Consider the following 22,128-nt stretch of genomic DNA (forward strand, 5'->3'; position numbering starts at 1 on the left):
TGGGGGCATGGACGCCTTCGAAGTCCGTGAGCTGCGCTATTTCGTCACGGTGGCCGAGGAGCTGAGCTTCTCCCGGGCGGCCGAGCGGCTGGGCATGGCCCAGCCGCCGCTGTCCCGGGCGATCCGCCAGATGGAGCGCCGTCTCGGCGCCGAGCTGTTCCGCCGCGACACCCGGCAGGTGGCCCTCACCGAACTGGGCGAGTCGCTGGTCGACCAGGCCAGGGACGCGATCGAGATCATGTCGGCCCTCGGTGAGCGGGCGCGCCGCGCCGCGCGCACCACGCCGACCCTCGTGGCCACCGCCAAGCCCGGCATCGCCACCGAGATGCTGCGGCGGATCGTCGCGGCCTACGCCGAGGTCCCCGATAGGCCGCTGGTCGAGATCCTTGTCAGCGGATACCGCGAGCAGTCGGCGATGGTCCGCGATGGCCGCGCCGACGTCGCGGTCCTCGGCTCCCCGTATGACCGGTGGCGGCTTGACCTGGAGGTTCTCACGACCCAGCCCCGGGTGGCGGCGCTGCCCGCCGGGCACCGGCTCGCGCTCGCCGAGCGGCTGCACTGCTCCGACCTGCACGGCGAGCCGATGCCCCGCTGGGAGCGATCGACACGTGCCGAGCGCGCCTACTCCATCGGCCGCGCGGGCCCCTCGATCTCCGCCGACGAGGCCGAGGGCGTCCCGGGCCCCGTCGTGAGCGACCCCACCCAGCTGCTGGAGGTCGTGAGCCTCGGCCAGGCCGTCGCGCTGATCCCGCAGTGGCTCGCCGACCGCAACCCCCGCGACGACCTGGTCTACCGCCCGGTCTCCGACGCGAGCCCCTACACGACGGCCATCGCATGGCCCGAGGGCACCCGCTCCCGAATGATCGCCGATTTCGTCCGCACCGCCACCGAGATCTACAAGCCCGCATCCGCCCGCTCGATCGAAACCGCCTGAGCCATCGTGCGCAATACCGCCCGGGTATTCACTCGGAGCGTGAATTCCCATGGGTGTCGTGAGCGGATCAGAAGATGGACCAGCCGGTTGCGGTGGTGAAGGCGTCCAGGGCGGCGGTGGCGGCGATGGGGTTGCCGGAGGCGTCCAGGCCCGGTGACCAGGCGCAGCCGACGCCCCGGCCCGGGATGATCGCCAGCATTCCGCCGCCGATGCCGCTCTTGGCGGGCAGGCCGACGCGGTAGGCGACGTCCCCGGCGGCGTCGTAGGTGCCGCAGGTGAGCAGGACGGCGTTGAGCCGTTTGGTGGCGCTGGGCGTCAGCAGGCGGCCTCCGTCGCGCAGGGTGCCCGTGGCCAGGAACATCGCGGCGCGGGCGAGGTCCGCGCAGCTCGCGGCGATGGCGCTCTGGGCGACGTAGTGGTCCAGGACGGTCTCGATCGGGTTGCGCAGGTTCCCGTGGGCCGCGATGAGGTGCGCGGCGGCGGCGTTGCGGTGGGACGCCGCGCGCTCCGAGGCGGCCACCCGCGCGTCGATCGCGATATCGGGGTCGCCCGACTCGGTCCGGATGAAGTCCAGGACGGCGTCGCTGCCGTCCGGGTACAGGTCCAGCAGCCGGTCGACCAGGACCAGGGCGCCCGCGTTGACGAACGGGTTGCGCGGGATGCCGCGGGTGTCGTCCAGCAGGCCGAGGGCGTCGTAGCGGTGGCTGGACGGTTCGCGGCCGACCCTGGTCCAGAGGGCGTCGCCGTCGCGGGCCAGGACGAGGGCGGTGGTGAACAGCTTGGCGACGCTCTGGATCGAGAAGGGCCGGTCGGCGTCCCCGATCCGGGCGAGCTCGCCGTCGGCGGTGGCCACCGCCATCCCGAAGTGGGAGGTGTCGACCCCGGCGAGCGCGGGGATCGCCGCCGAGGCGGAGCCGGTCCCGAGCTGCTCGGTGACGGCGTCGTGGACGCGGTCGAGAATGGGCGTCAGGTGCATGGGGTTGATTCTCCGGCGTCGCGCCGTCCCGGGGAGGGACGGCGCGACGCGTGCTCTAGGAAACGGCGACGTCGTCGATGAGGAAGCTAGTGGCCAGGTAGGCGTCCTCGGCGCCCGCGAACTCGATCTTGACGCTCGTGCCCCTGTAGGCGCTCAGCCGGCTGGAAGATCGTGTAGGGCGGGCTCTGCCCGCCCGTGGCGGTCGCGGCGAAGCCGATCGAGCAGGGAGACTCGCTGCCGGGCCTCCAGAGGTCCCCGGCCGGGACGGCACCGTCCTGCTGCCGGGGCGCGCCGTCGATGTACTCGACCCGCACCCCCCGGGGACAGGGCCTTGGCCCTGGCGACCAGCCGTTCGGTGGAGGCGTCGGCCCGGGAGCGGTCGATCTGGAGGACGACGCCGTTGGCGCGGGGGTCGGTCCCCCAGGAGTTGACACCCCGGACCCGGTGGCGGACGAGGAGCGCCTCCAGCGCGCCGGTGATCCTCTTCAGCTCGCGGGCGTCGCGGGCGACGCGGCGGGGTTCGGCCCCCGCGGCGCGCACCGCCTCGGCGTCCCGGTCGGTGGTGACGGCGACGGCCAGGCCGCCCGTGCGGGCGTCGAACCACAGGCCCGCCGCGGCGGCCCGGGTCGCCGCCCCGGCCTTGCCCCCCAGGTCACGGGCGTGTGCTTCCTGACGCAGGCGCAGGCGGACCTGCGGCGCGGTCAGGCCGAGGTCGCGCTGGAGCGCCCTGAGCATCTCCGGCGGCGGTTCGGGCGTGCGGGCGGCCTCGGCGGGCAGACCGGAGATCCCGGCCGCCGCGAGCGCCGTGGCCGCCGCCGCCGAGGCCCAGAGAGCCTTCCGCTGTGCGTGGGACACGTCGTTTCCTCCTTGTGTCCGCAGGTGGTGGGCTTGGGAGCAGCATGGCCACGGACGCGGTGCCCGGAATCGGGGGAAACCCTTGTCCTTGGCGGCCACCGGCGGGCGATGGGGGAAAACCCTTGTCTCTGCCGTTCCAGGGTTGCTGACCAGGGCGTTCACCCTTAGGGTCGGCACCCCGAGCGGGCCAGGAGGTGCCATGGCGAGCAGCGCCGGACCGGCACCGCCCGGACGCGGGACCCTGCTGGGGCGGGCCCGGCGGATCCTGGACGACGAGGGCGCCCTCGTCCTGACCGGGCCGTGGGGGTCCGGCCGCACCACGCTCCTGGCCGCGATGGCGGAACCCTCCACCGGACGGCCTCCCGTCCGGGTGGCGCTGGCCGAGAGCGACCGTGACGTCCCGTTCGGCGTCATCTCCCAGCTGCTGGCCGCGCTTCCCGAGGCGGCCCTGCGGACCCTCCGGGGCCCGCGCCGCCGCGTCGTCGCCGAGCTGCTCCGCCACAGCGACCCGCCCCCGGAGGGCTGGGACCCGGTCGCGGTCCGGCTGGCCCTCGCCGACGCCCTGCTCCCGGTTCCGGCGCTCCTGGTGATCGATGACGTCCAGTGGCTGGACGGGGCCAGCGCGGACGTCCTGCGGCACACGCCGTCCCGGTCGCTGCGCGTCCTGGCGGCCGAGCGCGGGACGGCGCCCGGGTCCTCGCCGCTGCGGGGCGCCCGCCTGGCCGTCCCGCCCCTCGACGTCGCCGACGTCGCCGGGCTCCTGCACGACCGCGGGCTCCCCGAGCGCTGGGCGGGCCGCGTCCACCGCCACTGCGGGGGTCACGCCGCGCTGGTGAACGCCATGGTCGAGGGGATCGCGCCGGGCTCGCGTCCCGCCCAGCCGCCGCCGATCCCGCCCGAGGTCGGACGGCTGGCGGCGGCGTGGCTCGGCACCGTCCCGGACGCGGCGGCCCCCGCCCTGCTGGCGGCCGCGCTGTCACACCGTCCCGACCTGGAGACGCTGCGCCGCGCGGGCCACGACGGAACCGGGCTGGACGCGGCCCGCCGCGCGGGCGTGATCGAGCTCGACGACCCCGTGGTGTTCGCGGCCGAGGCCCTGCGCCGCGCCGTCATCGCGCGGGCCCGCCCCGGTGACCGGCTGCGCACCCACGCGGCGATGGCCGAGGCGGTCATGGACCCGGTGCACGCCGTCCGCCATCGCGTCCTGGCGGTCACCGGGTTCGACGAGGCGACGGCGCGGCGGGCCGAGGAGGCGGCGGCCGAGGCGCGGTCCTGCGGCGAGCGGGCGCTGTCGTCGGAGCTGATGCTGCTGGCGGGCGCCCGCACCCCCAACGGCCTGCGCGCCGAACGGCTCCGGCGGCTCGTCGGGGCGGCGGCCGACGCGGCCGGAAGCGCGCGGGCCGATCTGGCCAAGGAGGTCGCCGAGGCGATGCGGGCCGCGCGCGGCGGCCCGGCCGAGCAAGTTGCGGCGCTGCTGGCGGTCGTGGACGCCAGCGGCCAGGCGCTCAAGGACGTCGACGAGGAACTCGCCCGCGCCGCCGACCTGGCCGCCCGCGATCCCGCCCTGCTGGCGGCCGTGCGGCTGCGCGAGGCGGTGCGGGCCAACCTGTGCGAGGGCAGCCCGCACCGCACCCGCGAGATCGCGGCCCAGGCCGTCGAGCTGGCCCGCGCGGCCGCCGACCCGGCCATCGAGGTCCGGGCGCTGACGATGCGCGCCCGGATGGAGCGCGTGTGCTCCGATCCGGCGGCCGCGGCCACGCTCGCCGAGGCGCTGGACCTCGACGTCCCGCCGGACCGGATCGGCGTGGCCGACGGCCCCCGTTACCTGGCGGCCCGGCACGCCGTCTTCGACGACCGCCTCGACGAGGCGCGCGACCTGCTGCTCGACCTGCTGCCGCTGGCCGAGCGCCGGGGCGGCACCGAGGACCTGGAGGAGGTCCTGCGCAGCCTGGCCGAGGTCGACGTGCGCTCGGGCCACTGCGCGCGTGCGCTGGCCTGGAGCGAGCGCGCGCTGGCGGTGTGCTCGGCGGCGGGGCTGTCGCCGGGCCCGGTCTGGTACACCGGCGCGCTCGTCCAGACCGCGGGCGGGACCTTCCAGCAGGCCGCCGAGTACGCCCACCGCGGCGCGCTGGTCTCCCGGGAGGAGCACGACCTGGTCTTCCGCTCGCGCAACCTGCTGGCGCTGGGAACGGTCCGCCTGATCACGGGACGTCCCGGCCAGGCCGTCGCCACGCTGCTGGAGGTCGCCGAGCTCGAAGGCCGCCAGCAGGTCGTCGACCTGCGCGCGCTGCGCTGGCATCCCGAGCTGGTCGAGGCGCTGGCCGCCGCCGGCCGCCTGGACGAGGCCGAGCACCTCCTCGACAGGACGCACGCCACCGCCGTCGCGCAGGGCGTGACGTCCACAGGGGTCGGGCCGTCCCTGCTGCGCGCCCGCGCCGCCGTCCAGGCCCGCCACGGCGAGATCGACGAGGCCAGGGACCTGCTCACCCGATCGGCCGACGCATTCGCGGCGCTCGGCCTCCCTCTGGAGGAGGGCCGCACGCACGTCTCACGCGGACGGCTGGAACGCAGCAACCGCCGTCCCGCCGCCGCCCGCGCCGCCTGGACGCGCGCCGCCGCCCTGTTCGACCAGGCCGGGGCCCGTCCCTGGCGCGCGCTCACCGCCGACCTGCTCGACCGGCTCGAGCCCCGCGGCACCGGCACGCTCACCGAGGCCGAACGGCGCCTGGCCGCCCTGGTCGCCCAGGGCGCCACCAACCAGGAGGCCGCGGGCCGCCTGTTCCTCTCGGTCAAGACGGTCGAGGCGATGCTCAGCCGGATCTACCGCAAGCTGGGCATCCGCTCCCGCACCCAGCTCGTCTCGACCCTCGACCCCTGACTCACACCCCGGCGGGCTCGCGGCGCAGCGCCCCGGCCAGCTCGCTCCGGTAGAAGTCGATGAATCCGTCGGGGTCGGGCCCGGCGTTCTGCAGGACGAGCCGGTCGAACCCGGCCTCGGCGTACTCGCGGGCGACCTCCAGGTGACGCTCGGGGTCGGGCCCGCAGGCGAAGCGTTCGAGCACGTCCTCCTCCCGGATCGCCGCCGAGGCGGCCTCGAAGTTGACCGGGTTGGGCAGCTCGCTCATCACCTTCCACCCCGTCAGCGCCCAGCGCGTGGTCTCCAGCACCGCCCGCGCGGCCGTGCCGGCGTCCGGCGCCCAGGCCACGGGCACCTCGGCGTAGCGCGGCCCCGAGCCCCCGGCGTCGCGGTAGTGCCGGACGATCTCCGGCTTGGGCTCCGTCGCGAACAGCCCGTCGCCGAGCTCGGCCGCGATTCTCGCCGACCGCTCCCCGCTGGCCGCGACCGCGATCACCGGCGGCCGCTCGGGCAGATCGAACACCCGGGCGTCCGACACCCGCAGATGCTTGCCCTCGTAGGACCGGTACCCGCCCCGCCACAGCAGCCGGATGATCTCCAGCGCCTCGCGCAGCAGCTCATGGCGCTCGGCGACGCTCTCGGGGAACCCGGGCCCCACCACGTGCTCGTTGAGCCGCTCCCCCGAGCCCACCCCGAGCGTGAACCGCCCGCCGGACATCACCGCCACGGTCGCCGCGGCCTGGGCGATGATCGCCGGGTGGTACCGCACCGTCGGGCACGTCACCCCCGTCGCCAGCCCGATCCGCTCGGTCCTGACCGCGATCGCCCCGAGCACCGACCACACGAACGGCGAGTGCCCCTGGACGTCCAGCCAGGGATGGTAGTGATCGCTGATCTCGACGAAGTCGAACCCGGCCTCCTCGGCCCGCACCGCCTGCCGGACCAGCTCCTGCGGTCCGAACGCCTCCGACGCCAGCTTGTATCCGATCTCCACGCTCATCCCCCCTCAGGCCTCGCCCTCCCCTGGGAGACGGTCCCGAAACAGGGTCACCAGCCGCGCGGTCAGGCGAGGGTGGGGAAGAGGCCGTGGGTGGCGTGGTTGAGGGTGCCGTCCCGGCTGAGGTCGACGCGGATCTCGTGGAGGCCGCGCATGGCTCTGAGGGTGTGGGGATCGCCGGTGTTCAGGGGCTTGAGGCCGTAGGCCTCGAAGTAGGCGGTGACCATGGCGCGCATGGTCGCCGGGCGGATGCGCTCGGGGGTCAGTTCCTGGAGGAAGTGGGCGGCGGAGATCAGGACGTCGGCCATGACGTCGAGGGAGGCGGCGGGTTCGGGGACGCGGGGGTCGGTGACGGCGTAGTAGCGCTGGTCGCCGTTGGAGGCGGGGACGCGGGCCAGGCCGCGGGCCTTGCCCAGGTGGACGGCGGAGCGGGCCAGGAAGACGGGGATGAAGATCTGGATCTCGCTGGCGGGCAGAGCGAACCCGTCGGCGGCGATGTGCGCGGCGTTGGCGGACGCGCGCAGGCGGGCGACGCCGTCCCAGTCGTCTCCCCATCGCCAGGTGCCGCAGTCGGCCAGGTAGGTGCCGATCTCGTGTGCCTCGGCGGTGAAGAGGTCGCCGTAGCGGAGGACGCCCGCCGTCCATTCGGGTGGGACGCGCTGGTCCCAGCCCAGCCGGGCGAGGTGCTCGCCGAGGGCGTGGGAGCCGCGGTCGAGCGCGGTGGCGGAGTGCGGGGCCAGTTCGGCGAACAGGGGCTCGGGCAGGAAGGAGGCGATCGGGTCGTCGGTGACCGGTGGCGGCGTCGGGGGTGCGGGCGTTACGGGGCCGTCGGGGCCGGTGACTTCCACCTTGTGGAGGCGGTCGTTCTCGAGGTGGGCCAGGACCTGGTGGTCGGGCAGGTTCAGCTCAAGGCCCTCGGGGACTTGGGCCGCTTTGAGGTTGTGGTGCCGTGCGTAGGCGTTGACCAGGTCGGCCGCGCCGGCGCCCGGGAACATGGCGGCGGCGGTCTGGAGGGCGGGCGCGATTCTGGACGGGTCCGGGGCGGCCACCGGGACTCGCTGGTCATGGGTGACCAGGAAGGTGAGGGCCCGGCCACCGTGGGAGTAGTGGAGGGCTCCTCGCGCTTCGAGCAGGGCCATCGCGATGATGGCCAGGTGCTTGGCGGCCTGGCGGGGGTCGCGGAAATGGGCGAGGTCGACCATTCCTTGGGTGAATTCCGGAATGGCTTTCTGCTCGCCGATTTCCCGGAGGCGCAGGGAGACGTCGGTGGGCGGGCTTCCGCGTTTGGCCCAGGACCATTGGAAGCTGGCGTCCTCGGCGTAGGTGCCCAGCAGGTCGGTGCGGAGATCGCTGACGTGGGTGGAGTGGAAGACCTCTTGTTGTTCGACGGCCCAGGCCAGGCCGGGGGTCGCGGCGGCGTTGAGGGCTTCGCTGAAGGAGTCCATCACCTAACCGAGGCAGGAGGGGCCGAGGAGTTGCTTCAGGTCGCCCATGAGGGCGGGTGAGGGGGCCACGCGGAGCTTGTCGTCCAGGCGGACGACGGTGGTCCTCGGGCCGTTCTGGAGGTTGAGGTGGACCTCGGAGCTGCCGGGGTGGGCGGCCAGGACCTCCTTGAGGCCCGCCACGACCGGGGGCGTGCAGCGGCCGATCGGGAGGGTCACCGAGAGCGGGCCGAAGGCGTCGGTCACCGTGAGGTCGGGCTGGGTGACCTCCATCGCGATCACCTTGGCGACGTCCTCGCGACGGTCGAGACGGCCCTTGACCACCAGGACGGCGTCCTCGGCCAGCAGGGTCGAGCAGAGCTGGTAGGACGAGGGGAAGCACATGACCTCGATGCTTCCGCCCAGGTCTTCGAGCTGGAACATGGCCCAGCTGTTGCCCTGCTTGGTGACCTTGCGCTGGAGGCCCGAGAGCAGGCCCGCGATCACCACGACCTGGCCGTCGGGGCGCTCGCCCTCGTTCACCACGGCGATGGTGCAGTCGGCCTCGCGTTCGAGGATGTGCTCGATGCCCAGCAGCGGATGGTCGGAGACGTAGAGGCCGAGCATCTCGCGCTCGAAGGCCAGCAGCGTGGTCTTGTCCCACTCCTCGCCCTCGGGGATCACCACGGCGAAGGCGTCCTGGCCGTCGTCGGCCTCCAGGGCGCCGAACAGGCTGTCCTGGCCGATGGCCTCCTTGCGCTTGATGTCGATCACCGAGTCGATGGCCGCCTCGTGCACCATCAGCAGGGCCTTGCGCTCGTGGCCGAGCTCGTCGAAGCCGCCCGCCTTGATCAGCGACTCCACGACCCGCTTGTTGCAGACGATCGGCGGGACCTTGTTCAGGAAGTCGTTGAAGTCGGTGTAGGCGCCCTTCTCGCGCCGGGCGGCCACGATGCCGTCGACGACGTTGTGGCCCACGTTGCGGACGGCCGACAGGCCGAAGCGGATCTCGGTGTCGCCCAGCGGGGTGAAGTCGGCCTCGGAGGTGTTGACGTCCGGCGGCAGGACCTTCAGGCCCATGCGGCGGCACTCGTTGAGGTAGAGGGCGCTCTTGTCCTTGTCGTCGCCGACCGAGGTGAGCAGGCCCGCCATGTACTCGGCCGGGTAGTTGGCCTTGAGATAGGCCGTCCAATAGGAGACCAGGCCGTAGGCGGCGCTGTGGGCCTTGTTGAACGCGTAGTCGGAGAACGGGACGAGAATGTCCCACAGGGTCTTCACGGCCTCCTTGGAGAAGCCGTTGTCGACCATTCCCTGCTCGAAGCCGACGAACTGCGCGTCCAGCTCGGCCTTCTTCTTCTTGCCCATGACGCGGCGGAGAAGATCGGCCTTGCCGAGCGTGTAGCCCGCGACCTTCTGGGCGATCGCCATGACCTGCTCCTGGTACACGATCAGGCCGTAGGTCGTGCCGAGGATCTCCTTCAGATCTTCTTCGAGCTCGGGGTGGATCGGGGTGATCTCCTGCTGGCCGTTCTTGCGGAGCGCGTAGTTGGTGTGGGAGTTGGCGCCCATCGGGCCCGGACGGTACAGCGCGCCCACGGCGGAGATGTCTTCGAAGTTGTCGGGCTTCATCAGGCGCAGCAGGGACCGCATCGGGCCGCCGTCGAACTGGAAGACGCCCAGGGTGTCGCCCCGGGACAGCAGCTCGTAGGTCGGGCCGTCGGTGAGCGGGAGCGAGAGGAGGTCGACCTCGACGCCCTTGTTCTTCTTGATGCCCTTGAGCGCGTCGTCGATGATCGTCAGGTTGCGCAGGCCCAGGAAGTCCATCTTCAGCAGGCCGAGCGTCTCGCAGGTCGGGTAGTCGAACTGCGTGATGATCGCGCCGTCGGCGTCGCGCCGCATGATCGGGACATGGTCGGTGATCGTCTCGCCGGACATGATGATGCCCGCGGCGTGGACGCCGGTCTGGCGGATCAGGCCCTCGAGGCCCTGCGCCAGGTCCATGATCTGCTTGACGTCGGTCTCTTCCTCGTAGAGCTTGCGCAGCTCCCCCGCCTCGCTGTGCCGGGGGTGCTTGTCGTCGAAGATGCCCGACAACGGGATGTCCTTGCCCATGACGGCGGGCGGGAACGCCTTGGAGATGCGGTCGCCCAGCGCGTACGGGAAGCCCAGGACGCGGCCCGCGTCCTTGATGGCGGCCTTGGCCTTGATGGTGCCGAAGGTGGCGATGAACGAGACCTTGTCGGCGCCCCACTTCTCGGTGGTGTACCGGATGACCTCGGCCCGCCGGTCTTCAGGGAAGTCGATGTCGATGTCGGGCATCGAGGCGCGTTCGGGGTTGAGGAACCGTTCGAAGAACAGCCCGTGCGGGATGGGGTCGAGGTCGGTGATGCCCATCGCGTAGGCGATCAGCGAGCCCGCCGCGCTGCCGCGGCCGGGGCCGACCAGGATGCCGTTCTCCTTGGCCCACATGATGAAGTCGGCCACGACCAGGAAGTACGAGGGGTACCCCTTGCCGAGGATGACGCCCATCTCGTACTCGGCCTGCTCCTTGTACCCCTCGGGCAGACCCTCGGGGAACCGGCGTTCCAGGCCCTTCCAGACCTCCTTGCGGAACCAGCTCTCCTCGGTCTCGCCCTCGGGGACCGGGAACCTCGGGCTGAGGTCGCGGTACTCGAACATGCCGGACGCGTCGACCTTCTCCGCGATCAACAGGGTGTTGCGGCACCCCTCGAGCCAGATGTCGGAGCCGTCGATCGCGCGCATCTCTTCGGCGGTCTTGATGTAGTAGCCGCTGCCGTCGAAGCGGAACCGGTCGGGGTCGGCGAGCTGCTTGCCCACCTGGACGCACAGGAGCGCGTCGTGCGCGGTGGCCTCGCTCTCGTGGGTGTAGTGCGAGTCGTTGGTGACCACCGGCGGGATGTTGAGCTTCTTGCCGATGTCGATCAGACCCTGGCGGACGCGCTTCTCGATGTCGAGACCGTGGTCCATCAGCTCCAGGTAGTAGTTGTCCTTGCCGAAGATGTCCTGGAAGTTGGCCGCCGCCTTCAGGGCCTCGTCGAACTGGCCCAGGCGCAACCGGGTCTGGATCTTGCCGGACGGGCAGCCCGTGGTGGCCATGAGGCCGTCGGCGTGCTCGGCCAGCAGCTCCTCGTCCATGCGGGCGTACTTGAAGACGAAGCCCTCGGTGAACGAGCGGCTGGACAGCTTGAAGAGGTTGTGCAGGCCGGTGCGGTTACGGGCCCAGAGGGTCTTGTGGTTGATCAGGCCGCCGCCGGAGACGTCGTCGCGCTTCTGGCTGGGCTCGCCCCACTGGACCTTCTTCTTGTGGAAGCGGGACTCGGGCGCCATGTACGCCTCGATGCCGATGATCGGCGTGATGCCCGCCTCGGTCGCCTTCTTGTGGAAGTCGTAGGCGCCGTGCATGTTGCCGTGGTCGGTCATCGCGATCGCGGGCATTCCCTGGCGGCCGACTTCTTCGAACATCTGCTTGAGGCGGGCGGCTCCGTCGAGCATGGAGTACTCGGTATGGACATGCAGATGAACGAACGAGTCGTCGGCCATGGACGGAAGCGCCTCCTTTGATGCATGCGCACCGCATGCGACCGCTCACGTGCCGTGGGCACGTGGGCACGATCTTGTTCCGGGGGAAGTCGCCGGCCCGGTTGTGGAGCCCGGTCCGACGCGGCTCTGAGAGCTTAGCCGCGCCCAACGACAGAGCGCGGGCCGACACTCCGGATGTCTGGTTTGCCTCTCTTTAGGCGGATCACCCTGCGGGGCGGGCCCGTGCCCGGCGGTAGGCGCCCGGCGGGATTCCCACCGTCCTCTTGAAGTGACGGGTCAGATGGGACTGGTCGGCGAAGCCGCTTCGGGCGGCCACCTCGGCGGGTCGCAGCCCCTCTTCCAACAGGGTGCGGGCCTGGCGGACCCGGAGCTGGTTGAGGTAGGCGTGGGGCGGCAGGCCCGTGGTGGATCTGAAGGCCCTCAGGAGGGCGAAGGGACGCAGCCCCACCGATTCGGCCAGCGACTCCAGGGACGGCGGGTCGATCAGGCTCTCGTGCAGGATCTCCCGGGCGGCGCGGACGGCCCGCGGCTCGTCGCCCGGGCCGTCTCCGGGCGGGAGGTGGCGGGCGTGGCGCAGCAGCCCGGCAACGGCGGTGCGCATCAGGGTCGTGGCCGCCAGCGCGTCGCCGTGCTCGCTCGCGCGGTGGAACGCGCGGAAGAGCTCCACAATGGCCTGGTCGTGGACGACCGGGTCGGGGAAGTAGGGGGTTCCGGGCGGTGCTCCCAGTTCGGTGGCCACGGCCGCCACCGTTTCGGGTTCGGGGTAGGCCATCCGGTACGCCCAGCCCTCGGTGGTGCCCGCCTGGCCGGTGTGGATCACGCCGGGATTGACCACCACGAGCGAGCCCGCGGGCGCGCTGACGTGCGTCCCGGCGTTCTCGAACTCCTCGACGCCCGACTCGATCACGCCCACCGCGTAGGCGTCGTGGGTGTGCTTGGTGAAGCGGTGGGTCACGTAGCGGGCCGTGAGCAGATCGACGGCGGGCAGCGCGGGATGGCGCCAGTACCGAACCCGCTCCCCGCTCATGACAGCCATGGTAGAGGTGGACCATGGACACCGAGGTCATCACCGTCGCCACCGCGGACGACCGGACGCGGGCCTACGAGATCCGCCTGCGGGTCTTCGTCGGCGAGCAGGGCGTCCCCGCCGCGATCGAGCTGGACGAGCGCGACGCCGAGGCCGAGCACTTCCTGGCCCGCGTGGACGGGCGGCCCGGCGGCACCGCCCGGCTGCTGCCCAGCGGCCGGGACGGGACGGCGGGGGTGCTCGGACGGCTGGCCGTCCTGCCCGAGTGCCGGGGCTCGGGCCTCGGCGCGACGATCGTGCGGGCGGTGGAGGAGCGGGCGCGCGAGCGGGGGCTGACGGCGCTGGAGCTGCACTCCCAGACGTCCGCCCGCGGCTTCTACGAGCGGCTGGGGTACGCCGCGTTCGGCCCCGAGGAGATCGAGGCGGGGATTCCGCACGTCTGGATGCGCAAGGATCTATGATGACTCCCATGGCACGTCGCTATTTCACGTTTACGCAGCCGGCTCCGGGTGAGCCGGTCCTGGTGACCTGAGCGACGAACCCGGAGCCGGCAGAAGGCAGAGCCCACCAGGGCTCTGCCTTTTCTCATCCACAGGAGCGGCCGGCCCCGGGGCGACGAGTAACCCTTTCCCTGGCGCGGACGGCCGCCGCGAGCAGAGGGAATCCCATGCGAGATCAGACGATCGCCCGTCCCGAGTGCGCCTGCGAGGCGGCCCGTCCCCGGGAGATCGGGACGCTGTCCGAGGCGCGCGCGGCCATCGACGCGATCGACGCGGCGCTGGCCGCGCTGCTGGAGCGGCGGGTGGCGGTGGCCGGGGACGTCCAGCGGCTCAAGCCCGTGGGCGGGTTCGCCGGGCGCGACCCCGAGCGCGAGCGCCAGATCGTCGAGGCGATGGCCGATCGGGCGCCCACGCTGGGGGCCGAGCGCCTGGCGCGCATCATGAACGCCGTCATCGAGGCCGGACTCGACGTGGCCGAGGAGCGCCGCGGCGCGAACCCACCAGGCGCCAGCCTCCCCACAGGGCCACGACCAGGAACGGAACGGCCATGACGGCCCATTTCTGGCGCTCGTCGAAGGCCATCAGCACCACCACCAGGCCCAGGAAGCCCAGCGCCGCCCAGTTGGTGTAGGGCGAGCCAGGCATCCGGTAGTCGGGGCGCTCGACCTCGCCGCGCAGCGCCGCGCGGCGGAAGCACACCTGGGCGTACAGCAGCGTCGCCCAGGTGGTGAGCACGCCGAGCGAGGCGATCGATGTGGCGATCTCGAAGGCGTCCTCGGCCACGAAGTAGTTGAGCCCGACCCCGGCGAGGTAGACCGACGAGGTGAGCAGGATGCCGCCGTAGGGCACGTGGTGCGAGCTCATCTTGGCGGTGAACCCGGGGGCCTCGCCCCGCTCGGCCAGCGAGCGCAGGATCCGTCCGGTGGAGTAAAGGCCCGAGTTGGTGGCCGACAGCGCGGCGGTGAGGACGACCAGGTTCATGATCCCGCCGATGGCGGGCACGCCGAGCGCGGCGAAGACCGTGACGAAGGGGCTCTCCCCCGGCCGGTAGACCGTCCAGGGCAGGACGACCACCAGCAGGAAGACGGCGCCGACGTAGAACAGCGCGATCCGCCAGACCACGCCGTTGATCGCGCCGGGCAGCACCTGCCGGGGGTTGTGCGCCTCCCCCGCCGAGATGCCGACCATCTCGATCGCCGCGTAGGCGAAGATCACGCTGGACAGGCTCAGCAGCACCACGGGGAAGCCCTCGGGGAAGAACCCGCCGTGGGCGGTGAGGTTGCCCAACTCGGCCCGGTGCGACCCGACGTCGGCGTGGGTCAGCACCAGCGCGACGCCCACCAGCAGGAACGTGACGATGGCCGCGACCTTCAGCATCGCGAACCAGAACTCCAGCTCGCCGAAGAGCCGCACCGAGACCAGGTTCACGGACAGCAGGAACGCCAGCGCGAGCAGCGCCGAGATCCACTGCGGGAAGTCCGGCGCCCAGTAGTGGACGTAGATCCCCACGCCGGTGATCTCGGCGACACCGGTGACGGCCCAGTTCAGCCAGTACATCCAGCCGCTGACAAAGCCCGCCCACGGGCCGATGAAGTCGCGGGCGTAGGTCACGAAGCTGCCCGCCGTCGGCCGGTACAGCACCAGCTCGCCCAGCGCCCGCATGACCAGCAGCGCCACCACCCCGGCCAGCAGGTAGGCCAGCAGCAGGCCGGGGCCCGAGTCGTGCAGGCGCTGCGCGGTGCCCAGGAACAGCCCGACCCCGATCGCGCCGCCCATCGCGATCATCCGGACATGCCGGGGCCGCAGGCTCGGACGGTACCCCTCGTCCTCGGAGCCGGCCTCCGTCACCACCACCTCGCCCGAGTCCACGTAGTCATTTGATCACGCTGAGTGGCGGCCACCTGCGGCAGGGCCGCAATAACGTTCAAGACCGGAGGACGAAATCCGACATAACCTCGCCGCCATGTTCGTCAAGGAATCCGAGAAGTGCGAGGGCGACGAGGAGCAGGCACCGTCCCGGGCACCCGCACCCATACGGGACGGCCTGGGCGTCGGGCTGGCCGTCGGCGTCTCCGGACTGGCCTTCGGCGCGGCCGCGATCACCGCGGGCCTGACGGTGGCCCAGGCGTGCGTGCTGAGCCTGGTGGCCTTCACCGGCGCGTCCCAGTTCGCCCTGGCCGGTGTCGTCGGGGGCGGCGGCAACCTCGTCGCCGGGACGGCCGGAGCCGTGATCCTCGGCGGCCGCAACGCCCTGTACGGGCTGCGCATGGCCGACGTCCTGCGGGTGCGGGGCTGGCGGCGGCTGCTCACCGCGCAGGGGGTGATCGACGAGACCACCGGCGTGGCCGACGCCCAGCCCGACCGGGCCTCGGCCCGCACCGGGTTCTTCGTCACCGCGATCAGCCTCTACCTCACCTGGAACCTGACCACGCTGCTCGGCGCCGCCGGGGCGGCCAGGCTCGGCGACCCGAACGCCATCGGGCTGGACGTGGTCGGTCCCGCGGTGTTCCTCGCGCTGGTCTGGCCGAAGCTCGCGTCGGGCCGCACCGAGCGCCGGGTGGCGGCCGCGGCCGCCGTGATCGCGCTGGCCACCACCCCGGTGCTGCCCCAGGGCGTCCCGGTGATGGTCGCGGCCGTCGCGGCGCTGGTCGCGATCGTCCTGCCGGGCAAGGACCGGCCCACCGGTGAGCGCGAGCGGCCGCGCGGTGGCTGGACTGAGGAGCGCAGCGACGAGGGAAGCCGCCGCGTAAAACGGGCGCTCGCCGCCGAGCGAAGGCGAGGCCATGAGGAAGGGCCTCCCGCGTGAACGTCTGGATCGCCGTGATCGCGACCGGGCTCGGCTGCTACGCGCTCAAGCTCGGCGGGCTGGTGACCCCGCAGCGGGTGCTGGACGACCCGAGGGTACGCAGGTTCACCGAACTGGTGCCGGTGGCGCTGCTGACCGCGCTCATCGCCGTCCAGGCCCTGGCGGCCGACGGCCCCCGACTGGAGTTCGACGCCCCCCGTATGGCGGGCCTGGGCGCCGCCGTGGCCGCACTGCTCCTGCGCGCGCCGTTCCTGGTCGTGCTGGCCGTCGCCGCGGCCGTCACTGCCGGGCTGCGCCTGTTCTGAGCCCTACGACTCGGCCTCGACGATCTCCAGCGAACGGGCGAGATCGTCGGGGTAGGGGCTTTCGAACTCCACCCATTCGCCACCGGTGGGGTGCTCGAAGCCCAGGCGCGCCGCGTGCAGCCACTGGCGCTTCAGCCCCAGCCGGGTCGCCAGCGTGGGGTCGGCCCCGTATGCCATGTCGCCGACACAGGGATGCCTGATCGCCTGCATGTGCACCCGGATCTGGTGCGTGCGGCCGGTCTCCAGATCGATGTCGAGCAGCGTCGCCGCGCGGAACGCCTCGATGGTGTCGTAGTGCGTGACCGACGGCTTGCCGCCCGCCACGACGGCGAAACGGCCGTCGTGGGCGGGGTGCCGGTCGATCGGCGCGTCGACCGTGCCGCGGAACGGGTCGGGGTGGCCCTGCACCAGCGCCCGGTACCGCTTGTCGATGCGGCGTTCCTTGAACGCGCGCTTCAGCCGGGAGTAGGCCACCTCGCTCTTGGCCACGACCATCGCGCCGGTGGTGTTGGCGTCCAGCCGGTGCACGATGCCCTGCCGCTCGGCCGCGCCGCTGGTCGCGACGGTGTGACCGGCGCCCAGCAGGCCGCCGAGCACGGTCTTGCCCGTCCAGCCGGTGGTGGGGTGGGCGGCGACGCCGATCGGCTTGTCGACCACCACCAGGTCGTCGTCCTCGTAGATGATGCCCATGCCGGGGACGGGGTCGGCCACCGGGACGGGGGCCGAGGGCGGCGGCGGGAGCGTGACCTCCAGCCACGCGCCGCCGTGCACCCGATCGGACTTGGCGACCTCGCGCCCGTCGACCAGCACGTCGCCCGCCGCGATGATCTCGGCGGCGCGGCCCCGGGACAGCCCGAAGAGCCGGGCCAGCGCGGCGTCGACCCGCTCGCCCTCCAGCCCGTCGGGGACGGGGAGGCTGCGCACATCGGCCATCAGGCCTTCTCCTCCGGCGCGGACCCGCCCTCGGGCTCGCTCTCGGACTGGCCCTCGCCCGTGGGCTCCGGGCTGGGCTCGGGCTCGGGCTCGGCCTTGGTGTCCTCGTCGTCCGACACCCGGGTGCCGTCGATCTGGAGGCCGCGCGCCGCCAGCAGGACCGCGAGGACGCCGCCGCTGACGATCGCGGAGTCGGCCAGGTTGAACACCGGCCAGTGCGGCAGCTCGATCCAGTCGACCACATGGCCCTTGAGCGGCGCGGGCGCGCGGAGCATCCGGTCGATCAGGTTGCCGACCGCCCCGCCGAGCAGCAGACCCAGGCAGATCGCCCAGGGCAGGCTGCGCAGGTCGCGCGCCGTGCGCAGGATCGCGATCACCACCCCGCAGGCGATCACCGTGAAGATCACGGTGTACCCGGTGCCGATCGAGAAGGCCGCGCCGCTGTTGCGCGTCTCGCGCAGCGTCAGCAGCCCGCCCAGCAGCTCGATCGGCTCGCGGTCCTGGAGCTTCGCCACGACGATGATCTTGGAGACCACATCGAGGGCCAGGGCGACCAGCGCCACACCGATCAGGATGCCGACGCGGCGCGGCCGAGGCGATCGCGTCGATCCCTCGGCCCCGCGTTCAGAGTTCTCTTGGTCGCTCAGCGACGTTCCTCGCGTGTTTTGCATGGCACACACAAAGTAGCGCGCGGAAAGGCCTGCAAGCGCGCCTTGCCGATCGGTTCGCCGCAGGCCTCGCAGATTCCGTACGTACCGGCGTCCATACGCTGGACGGCCCGCTCGTTCTGCGCGAGCAGGTCCTGCGAATTATAGGACAGCGCCAGCTCCTGCTCGCGCTCGTAGGTCTTGGCCCCCGCGTCGGCCTGGTCGTCGCCCGACCCGTCGGTCCCGGCGCCCTCGGCGATCTGCGTCGCGGACGCCGAGATCTCCGCCTCCAGCTCGGCGATCTCGGCCTGGAGGACGGCCCTGACCTCGGTCAGCTCGCGGGCGGTCCACCGCTCCTCGCCCGCGCGGACGGGCAGCGCCTCCGCGCCGCGCTTGGCCGGCGCCGACCTGGGCTTGGGCGTGGACGGGGACGTCCTGGCGGGCCGCTTCCCGGCACCGGGGACCCTCGTGGCCTTGGCGTCGGACTTCGCCTTGGTCGTGCTGTTCTCCTCGACGGGCATGGCGGGCAGCATGGGTCCCCTTTCACGGCACGGGCGGCGACCGGGCTCGGTCACACGCCGCATATGCCCCATGACGGTGCGGCGAGAACCCAAGTCCCCGTAGATCACTGAGGTGACCTGCGCCACATCCCCCACCTGGTTCCCGAGCGCGCCGAAATTGGGAACAGCTTTGCCCTCGGGTGCGTTAAGGTCGCAAGCGAAGTCGTATCGGCAGGGCCGTGATGGGGACGCCTGCCGCCGCACGCAGCCATGAGCGACCCGGGGACGGTGCGAGCCCGGGGGCGAGCCCGGCGGCCAGATCACCCCGGAGCCGCCGGAAGAGACCGCCCGGGGTTTTTCGGGGCGGGGTAGACCCGGCAGCCGGCGACTCCAACGAAGCGGGCCGCGCCACACGGGCGCGTCCAAGGAGGGTGGTACCGCGGGGCCCGGACACGGCGCCTCGTCCCTTCGGTCACGTGCAGTTCCGCTCACACGTCGATCCGGAGGTCCCGTCACCGTGAGCCCTCAGTTCCGGCCCCTGCCCGCGCAGGTCGACCTGCCCGCCCTGGAGCGGGAGACCCTGAGCCGCTGGCGCGAGGGAAAGATCTTCGAGCGGTCGCTGGAGCGCACCGCGTCCGGGCCCCGGTGGGTGTTCTACGAGGGCCCGCCGACCGCCAACGGAATGCCCGGCGTGCACCACGTCGAGGCCCGCGTCTTCAAAGACCTCTTCCCCCGCTTCAAGACCATGAAGGGGCACCACGTCCTGCGCAAGGCCGGGTGGGACTGCCACGGCCTGCCCGTCGAGGTCGGCGTCGAGAAGGAGCTCGGCCTCAGCGGCAAGAAGGACATCGAGGCCTACGGCATCGCCGAGTTCAACGCCCGGTGCCGCGAGTCGGTGCTGCGGCACGTGGACGCCTTCGAGGAGATGACCGAGCGGATGGGGCACTGGGTCGACATGTCCCAGGCCTACCGCACCATGGACCCGGAGTACGTCCAGTCGGTCTGGTGGTCGCTCAAGACGATCTTCGAGAAGGGGCTGCTGGTCCGCGACTACCGGATCACGCCGTACTGCCCGCGCTGCGGCACCGGCCTGTCCGACCACGAGCTGGGCCAGCCCGGCGGGTACGAGACCGTCACCAGCCCCTCGGTGTACGTGCGGATGCCGGTCACGTCCGGCCCGCTGGCCGAGCTGGACGCCGCGCTGCTGATCTGGACGACCACGCCCTGGACGCTGGTGTCCAACACGGCCGTCGCCGTCCACCCCGACGTCACCTACGTCGCCGCGCGCGCCGAAGGCTTCGACGAGGTGCTGGTCGTGGCCGAGCCGCTGCTGGAGCAGGTGCTCGGCGAGGGCGCCGAGCGGCTGGCCACCTTCACCGGGACGGAGCTGGAGCGCACCTCCTACCGCCGCCCGTTCGACCTGGTCGAGATCCCCGACGCGCACTACGTCGTCCTCGGCGACTACGTCACGGTCGAGGACGGCACCGGCCTGGTCCACCAGGCGCCCGCGTTCGGCGCCGACGACATGACGGTCTGCCGGAACTACGGGATGCCGATCGTCAACCCGATCGGGCCGGACGGAAAGTTCCTCGCGTCCGTCCCGCTGGTCGGCGGGAAGCTGTTCAAGGACGCCGACGAGGCCCTCACCGACGACCTGCGCGCCCGCGGCCTGCTGTTCCGCGGCGGCCACTTCGACCACCAGTACCCGCACTGCTGGCGGTGCCACACGGCCCTGCTCTACTACGCGCTGCCCGCCTGGTACATCCGCACCACCCAGATCAAGGACCGGCTCCTGGAGGAGAACCAGAACACCAACTGGTTCCCCGAGACGGTCAAGGAGGGCCGGTACGGGGAGTGGCTGCGCAACAACGTCGACTGGTCCCTGTCGCGCAGCCGCTACTGGGGCACGCCGCTGCCGCTGTGGGTCTGCGGCCAGGACGAAGAGCACATCACCTGCGTCGGGTCCCTGGAGGAGCTGGGCGAGCTGGCCGGGCGCGACCTTTCCGCGCTCGACCCGCACCGCCCCTACGTGGACGACGTCACACTGCCCTGCCCTGCTCGTGTCGGAGACGCGGCAAACGGTAGGTGCGGCGGTGAGGCCCGGCGCGTGCCGGACGTGATCGACGCCTGGTACGACTCCGGCTCGATGCCCTTCGCGCAGTGGGGCGCGCCCCACCGCAACAAGGAGGTCTTCGAGGCGTCCTACCCGGCCCAGTACATCTGCGAGGCGCAGGACCAGACCCGCGGCTGGTTCTACTCGCTCATGGCCGTCGGCACGCTGGTCTTCGACCGGTCGTCCTACGAGAACGTCGTCTGCCTCGGCCTGATCCTGGCCGAGGACGGGCGCAAGATGAGCAAGCACCTGGGCAACGTGCTCAAGCCGATCCCGCTGATGGACCAGCACGGCGCCGACGCCCTGCGCTGGTACATGGCGGCCGGGGGCCTGCCCTGGGCCGCCCGCCGCATCGGGCACAACGCGCTTGAGGAGATCGTCCGCAAGGTCCTGCTCACCTACTGGAACACCGCGTCGTTCTTCGTCCTGTACGCCAACGCCGCGGCGGCGCAGGGCCGGGCGTGGACGCCCGACCAGCGCGCGGAGGCCCCCGAGCCGGCGGACCGGCCGCTGATCGACCGCTGGGCGCTGGCCGAGCTGCACCGCACCGTCCGCGAGGTCGACCACGCGCTGGAGCGGTTCGACACCGCGGGCGCCGGGCGGCGGCTCGCCGAGTTCGTCGACGACCTGTCCAACTGGTACGTGCGGCGCTCGCGGCGCCGGTTCTGGGAGGGCCCGTCGACCCCGGCGGGCGCCTCGGCCTTCGCCACGCTCTACGAGTGCCTGGAGACCCTCACCCGCCTCATGGCGCCGATGGTGCCGTTCATCACCGACGCGGTGTGGGACGTCATCCGCGAGCCCGGCAGCCCCGAGTCGGTGCACCTGGCCGACTGGCCGGTCCTGCGCGAGGACCTGCTGGACCCGACGCTGACCGCCCGGATGGCGCTCGTGCGCCGCCTGGTGGAGCTCGGCCGCTCGGCCCGCGCGGCCAGCGGCGTCCGCACCCGGCAGCCGCTGGGCCGGGCGCTGGTCGGCGCGCCGGGCTGGGCGGCGCTGCCCGAGGAGCTGCGCGCCCAGATCTCCGAGGAGCTCAACGTCGTCGGGTTCGAGGAGCTGTCCTCGATCGGCGGCGACCTGGTCGAGTACGAGGTCAAGCCCAACTTCCGCGAGCTGGGCAAGCGCTACGCCAAGGACACCCCGAAGGTCGCCAAGGCCGTCACGGCCGCCGACCCGGCCGCGCTGGTCGCGGCCCTGCGCGCCGAGGGCTCGGTCACCGTCGAGGCCGACGGGCTGGGCGCGGTGCCGCTGGGCCCGGACGACGTGATCGTCACCGAGCGGCCGCGCAGCGGCTGGGCGGTCGAGAGCGGGGGCGGCGAGACCGTCGCCCTCGACCTGACGGTGACGCCAGAGCTGCGGCGCGCGGGGCTGGTCCGCGAGGCGGTCAGGCTCGTCCAGGACGCCCGCAAGTCCGCCGGTCTGGACGTCACCGACCGGATCGAGCTGTGGTGGCGGGCCGCCGGCGACGACCTCGGGGAGGCGCTGCGCGCGCACACCCAGGAGGTCGCCGACGAGGTGCTGGCCGCGACGGTCACCGAGGGCCGTCCGGCCGAGGACGTCCAGGCCCGGCAGGACGACGAGCTCGGCCTGACCTTCTGGCTCCGCAAGGCATAGGACGCGCACACGGGACGGGGACGGCCGCGCGCCGTCCCCGTCCGGTGAACTTCCGGCGAGAACGTTTGTCGAGACACATCGCGTT

General features: G+C 72.4%; 17 protein-coding genes. 7 read left to right on the forward strand and 10 right to left on the reverse strand.

Translation table 11 applies throughout. The annotated features are described in order from the left end of the window. Positions 1-7 precede the first annotated feature (7 nt). Positions 8-934 carry a LysR family transcriptional regulator gene (locus ACQPY4_RS25940; RefSeq protein ID WP_433324960.1) on the forward strand — a complete coding sequence of 309 codons (927 nt, stop codon included), beginning with the start codon at positions 8-10 and terminating at the stop codon, positions 932-934. Between the two features lie 67 nt (positions 935-1,001). On the opposite strand, the gene ACQPY4_RS25945 is transcribed toward ACQPY4_RS25940, so the two are convergent. Both ACQPY4_RS25945 and ACQPY4_RS25950 read right to left on the reverse strand, forming a co-directional pair. Next, entirely contained in the window at positions 1,002-1,910 is a 909-nt protein-coding gene (locus tag ACQPY4_RS25945; protein ID WP_433324962.1) for a glutaminase, read from the reverse strand. Positions 1,911-2,063: 153 nt separating this feature from the next. Next, entirely contained in the window at positions 2,064-2,765 is a 702-nt protein-coding gene (locus ACQPY4_RS25950) for an alpha-lytic protease prodomain-containing protein (protein ID WP_433324964.1), read from the reverse strand. Positions 2,766-2,964: 199 nt separating this feature from the next. On the opposite strand from ACQPY4_RS25950, the gene ACQPY4_RS25955 reads away from it, so the two are divergent. Further along, positions 2,965-5,643 carry a LuxR C-terminal-related transcriptional regulator gene (locus ACQPY4_RS25955; RefSeq protein ID WP_433324966.1) on the forward strand — a complete coding sequence of 893 codons (2,679 nt, stop codon included), beginning with the start codon at positions 2,965-2,967 and terminating at the stop codon, positions 5,641-5,643. Position 5,644: 1 nt separating this feature from the next. Here ACQPY4_RS25955 and ACQPY4_RS25960 read toward each other — a convergent pair whose 3' ends face one another. The 4 genes from ACQPY4_RS25960 to ACQPY4_RS25975 form a co-directional block, all read right to left on the reverse strand. After that, entirely contained in the window at positions 5,645-6,616 is a 972-nt protein-coding gene (locus tag ACQPY4_RS25960; RefSeq protein ID WP_433324968.1) for a TIGR03557 family F420-dependent LLM class oxidoreductase, read from the reverse strand. A 68-nt stretch (positions 6,617-6,684) separates the two neighbouring features. Then, entirely contained in the window at positions 6,685-8,064 is a 1,380-nt protein-coding gene (locus ACQPY4_RS25965) for a DUF6882 domain-containing protein (RefSeq protein ID WP_433324970.1), read from the reverse strand. 3 nt (positions 8,065-8,067) lie between these two features. Continuing rightward, positions 8,068-11,601, reverse strand: coding sequence for a DNA polymerase III subunit alpha (dnaE, locus tag ACQPY4_RS25970; protein ID WP_433324972.1), 3,534 nt, complete (start codon positions 11,599-11,601; stop codon positions 8,068-8,070). Between the two features lie 202 nt (positions 11,602-11,803). Beyond that, positions 11,804-12,628: an AraC family ligand binding domain-containing protein gene (locus tag ACQPY4_RS25975; RefSeq protein ID WP_433324974.1), complete on the reverse strand. Its 825-nt coding sequence runs from the start codon at positions 12,626-12,628 to the stop codon at positions 11,804-11,806. Between the two features lie 23 nt (positions 12,629-12,651). On the opposite strand from ACQPY4_RS25975, the gene ACQPY4_RS25980 reads away from it, so the two are divergent. Next, complete coding sequence (locus ACQPY4_RS25980; RefSeq protein WP_433324976.1) at positions 12,652-13,089, forward strand: GNAT family N-acetyltransferase; 438 nt, start codon at positions 12,652-12,654, stop codon at positions 13,087-13,089. Between the two features lie 206 nt (positions 13,090-13,295). Continuing rightward, complete coding sequence (locus tag ACQPY4_RS25985; protein WP_433324978.1) at positions 13,296-13,679, forward strand: chorismate mutase; 384 nt, start codon at positions 13,296-13,298, stop codon at positions 13,677-13,679. Here the strand turns inward: ACQPY4_RS25985 and ACQPY4_RS25990 are convergent. Next, complete coding sequence (locus ACQPY4_RS25990; RefSeq protein WP_433324980.1) at positions 13,579-14,997, reverse strand: amino acid permease; 1,419 nt, start codon at positions 14,995-14,997, stop codon at positions 13,579-13,581. The genes ACQPY4_RS25985 and ACQPY4_RS25990 overlap by 101 nt on opposite strands. Positions 14,998-15,091: 94 nt before the next feature. Here ACQPY4_RS25990 and ACQPY4_RS25995 point away from each other — a divergent pair, with 94 nt between their 5' ends. Beyond that, positions 15,092-15,934 (forward strand): AzlC family ABC transporter permease, encoded by an 843-nt coding sequence (locus ACQPY4_RS25995; RefSeq protein ID WP_433324982.1) that lies wholly within the window; start codon positions 15,092-15,094, stop codon positions 15,932-15,934. Beyond that, positions 15,931-16,239 (forward strand): AzlD domain-containing protein, encoded by a 309-nt coding sequence (locus ACQPY4_RS26000; RefSeq protein WP_433324984.1) that lies wholly within the window; start codon positions 15,931-15,933, stop codon positions 16,237-16,239. The genes ACQPY4_RS25995 and ACQPY4_RS26000 overlap by 4 nt, the downstream gene beginning before the upstream one ends. Before the next feature lie 3 nt (positions 16,240-16,242). Here ACQPY4_RS26000 and ACQPY4_RS26005 read toward each other — a convergent pair whose 3' ends face one another. The 3 genes from ACQPY4_RS26005 to ACQPY4_RS26015 form a co-directional block, all read right to left on the reverse strand. Then, positions 16,243-17,172, reverse strand: coding sequence for an RluA family pseudouridine synthase (locus ACQPY4_RS26005; RefSeq protein WP_433324986.1), 930 nt, complete (start codon positions 17,170-17,172; stop codon positions 16,243-16,245). Further along, the gene (gene lspA, locus ACQPY4_RS26010; RefSeq protein ID WP_433324988.1) at positions 17,172-17,735 is read right to left on the reverse strand and encodes a signal peptidase II; all 564 of its coding nucleotides are present in this window, start codon (positions 17,733-17,735) and stop codon (positions 17,172-17,174) included. The genes ACQPY4_RS26005 and lspA overlap by 1 nt, the downstream gene beginning before the upstream one ends. Before the next feature lie 80 nt (positions 17,736-17,815). Next, positions 17,816-18,196, reverse strand: a complete 381-nt coding sequence (locus ACQPY4_RS26015) for a TraR/DksA family transcriptional regulator (RefSeq protein WP_433339026.1) — start codon at positions 18,194-18,196, stop codon at positions 17,816-17,818. Between the two features lie 640 nt (positions 18,197-18,836). Here ACQPY4_RS26015 and ileS point away from each other — a divergent pair. Then, a complete protein-coding gene (gene ileS, locus ACQPY4_RS26020; RefSeq protein ID WP_433324990.1) occupies positions 18,837-22,043 on the forward strand; it encodes an isoleucine--tRNA ligase in 3,207 nt (1,068 codons plus the stop codon). Positions 22,044-22,128 lie beyond the last annotated feature (85 nt).

It is taken from the genome of Spirillospora sp. CA-294931 (assembly GCF_050946795.1).
In the GTDB taxonomy this organism is placed as follows: Bacteria; Actinomycetota; Actinomycetes; order Streptosporangiales; family Streptosporangiaceae; genus Spirillospora.

Bases quoted from the DNA above. Each gene is read 5' to 3' on its own strand.
- ACQPY4_RS26005 (WP_433324986.1), bottom strand. From the start codon at position 17,172: ATGGCCGATGTGCGCAGCCTCCCCGTCCCCGACGGGCTGGAGGGCGAG.
- ACQPY4_RS25975 (WP_433324974.1), bottom strand. From the start codon at position 12,628: ATGAGCGGGGAGCGGGTTCGGTACTGGCGCCATCCCGCGCTGCCCGCC.
- ACQPY4_RS25965 (WP_433324970.1), bottom strand. From the start codon at position 8,064: ATGGACTCCTTCAGCGAAGCCCTCAACGCCGCCGCGACCCCCGGCCTG.
- ACQPY4_RS25980 (WP_433324976.1), top strand. From the start codon at position 12,652: ATGGACACCGAGGTCATCACCGTCGCCACCGCGGACGACCGGACGCGG.
- ACQPY4_RS25940 (WP_433324960.1), top strand. From the start codon at position 8: ATGGACGCCTTCGAAGTCCGTGAGCTGCGCTATTTCGTCACGGTGGCC.
- dnaE (WP_433324972.1), bottom strand. From the start codon at position 11,601: ATGGCCGACGACTCGTTCGTTCATCTGCATGTCCATACCGAGTACTCC.
- ACQPY4_RS25955 (WP_433324966.1), top strand. From the start codon at position 2,965: ATGGCGAGCAGCGCCGGACCGGCACCGCCCGGACGCGGGACCCTGCTG.
- ACQPY4_RS25945 (WP_433324962.1), bottom strand. From the start codon at position 1,910: ATGCACCTGACGCCCATTCTCGACCGCGTCCACGACGCCGTCACCGAG.
- ACQPY4_RS25985 (WP_433324978.1), top strand. From the start codon at position 13,296: ATGCGAGATCAGACGATCGCCCGTCCCGAGTGCGCCTGCGAGGCGGCC.
- ACQPY4_RS25995 (WP_433324982.1), top strand. From the start codon at position 15,092: ATGTTCGTCAAGGAATCCGAGAAGTGCGAGGGCGACGAGGAGCAGGCA.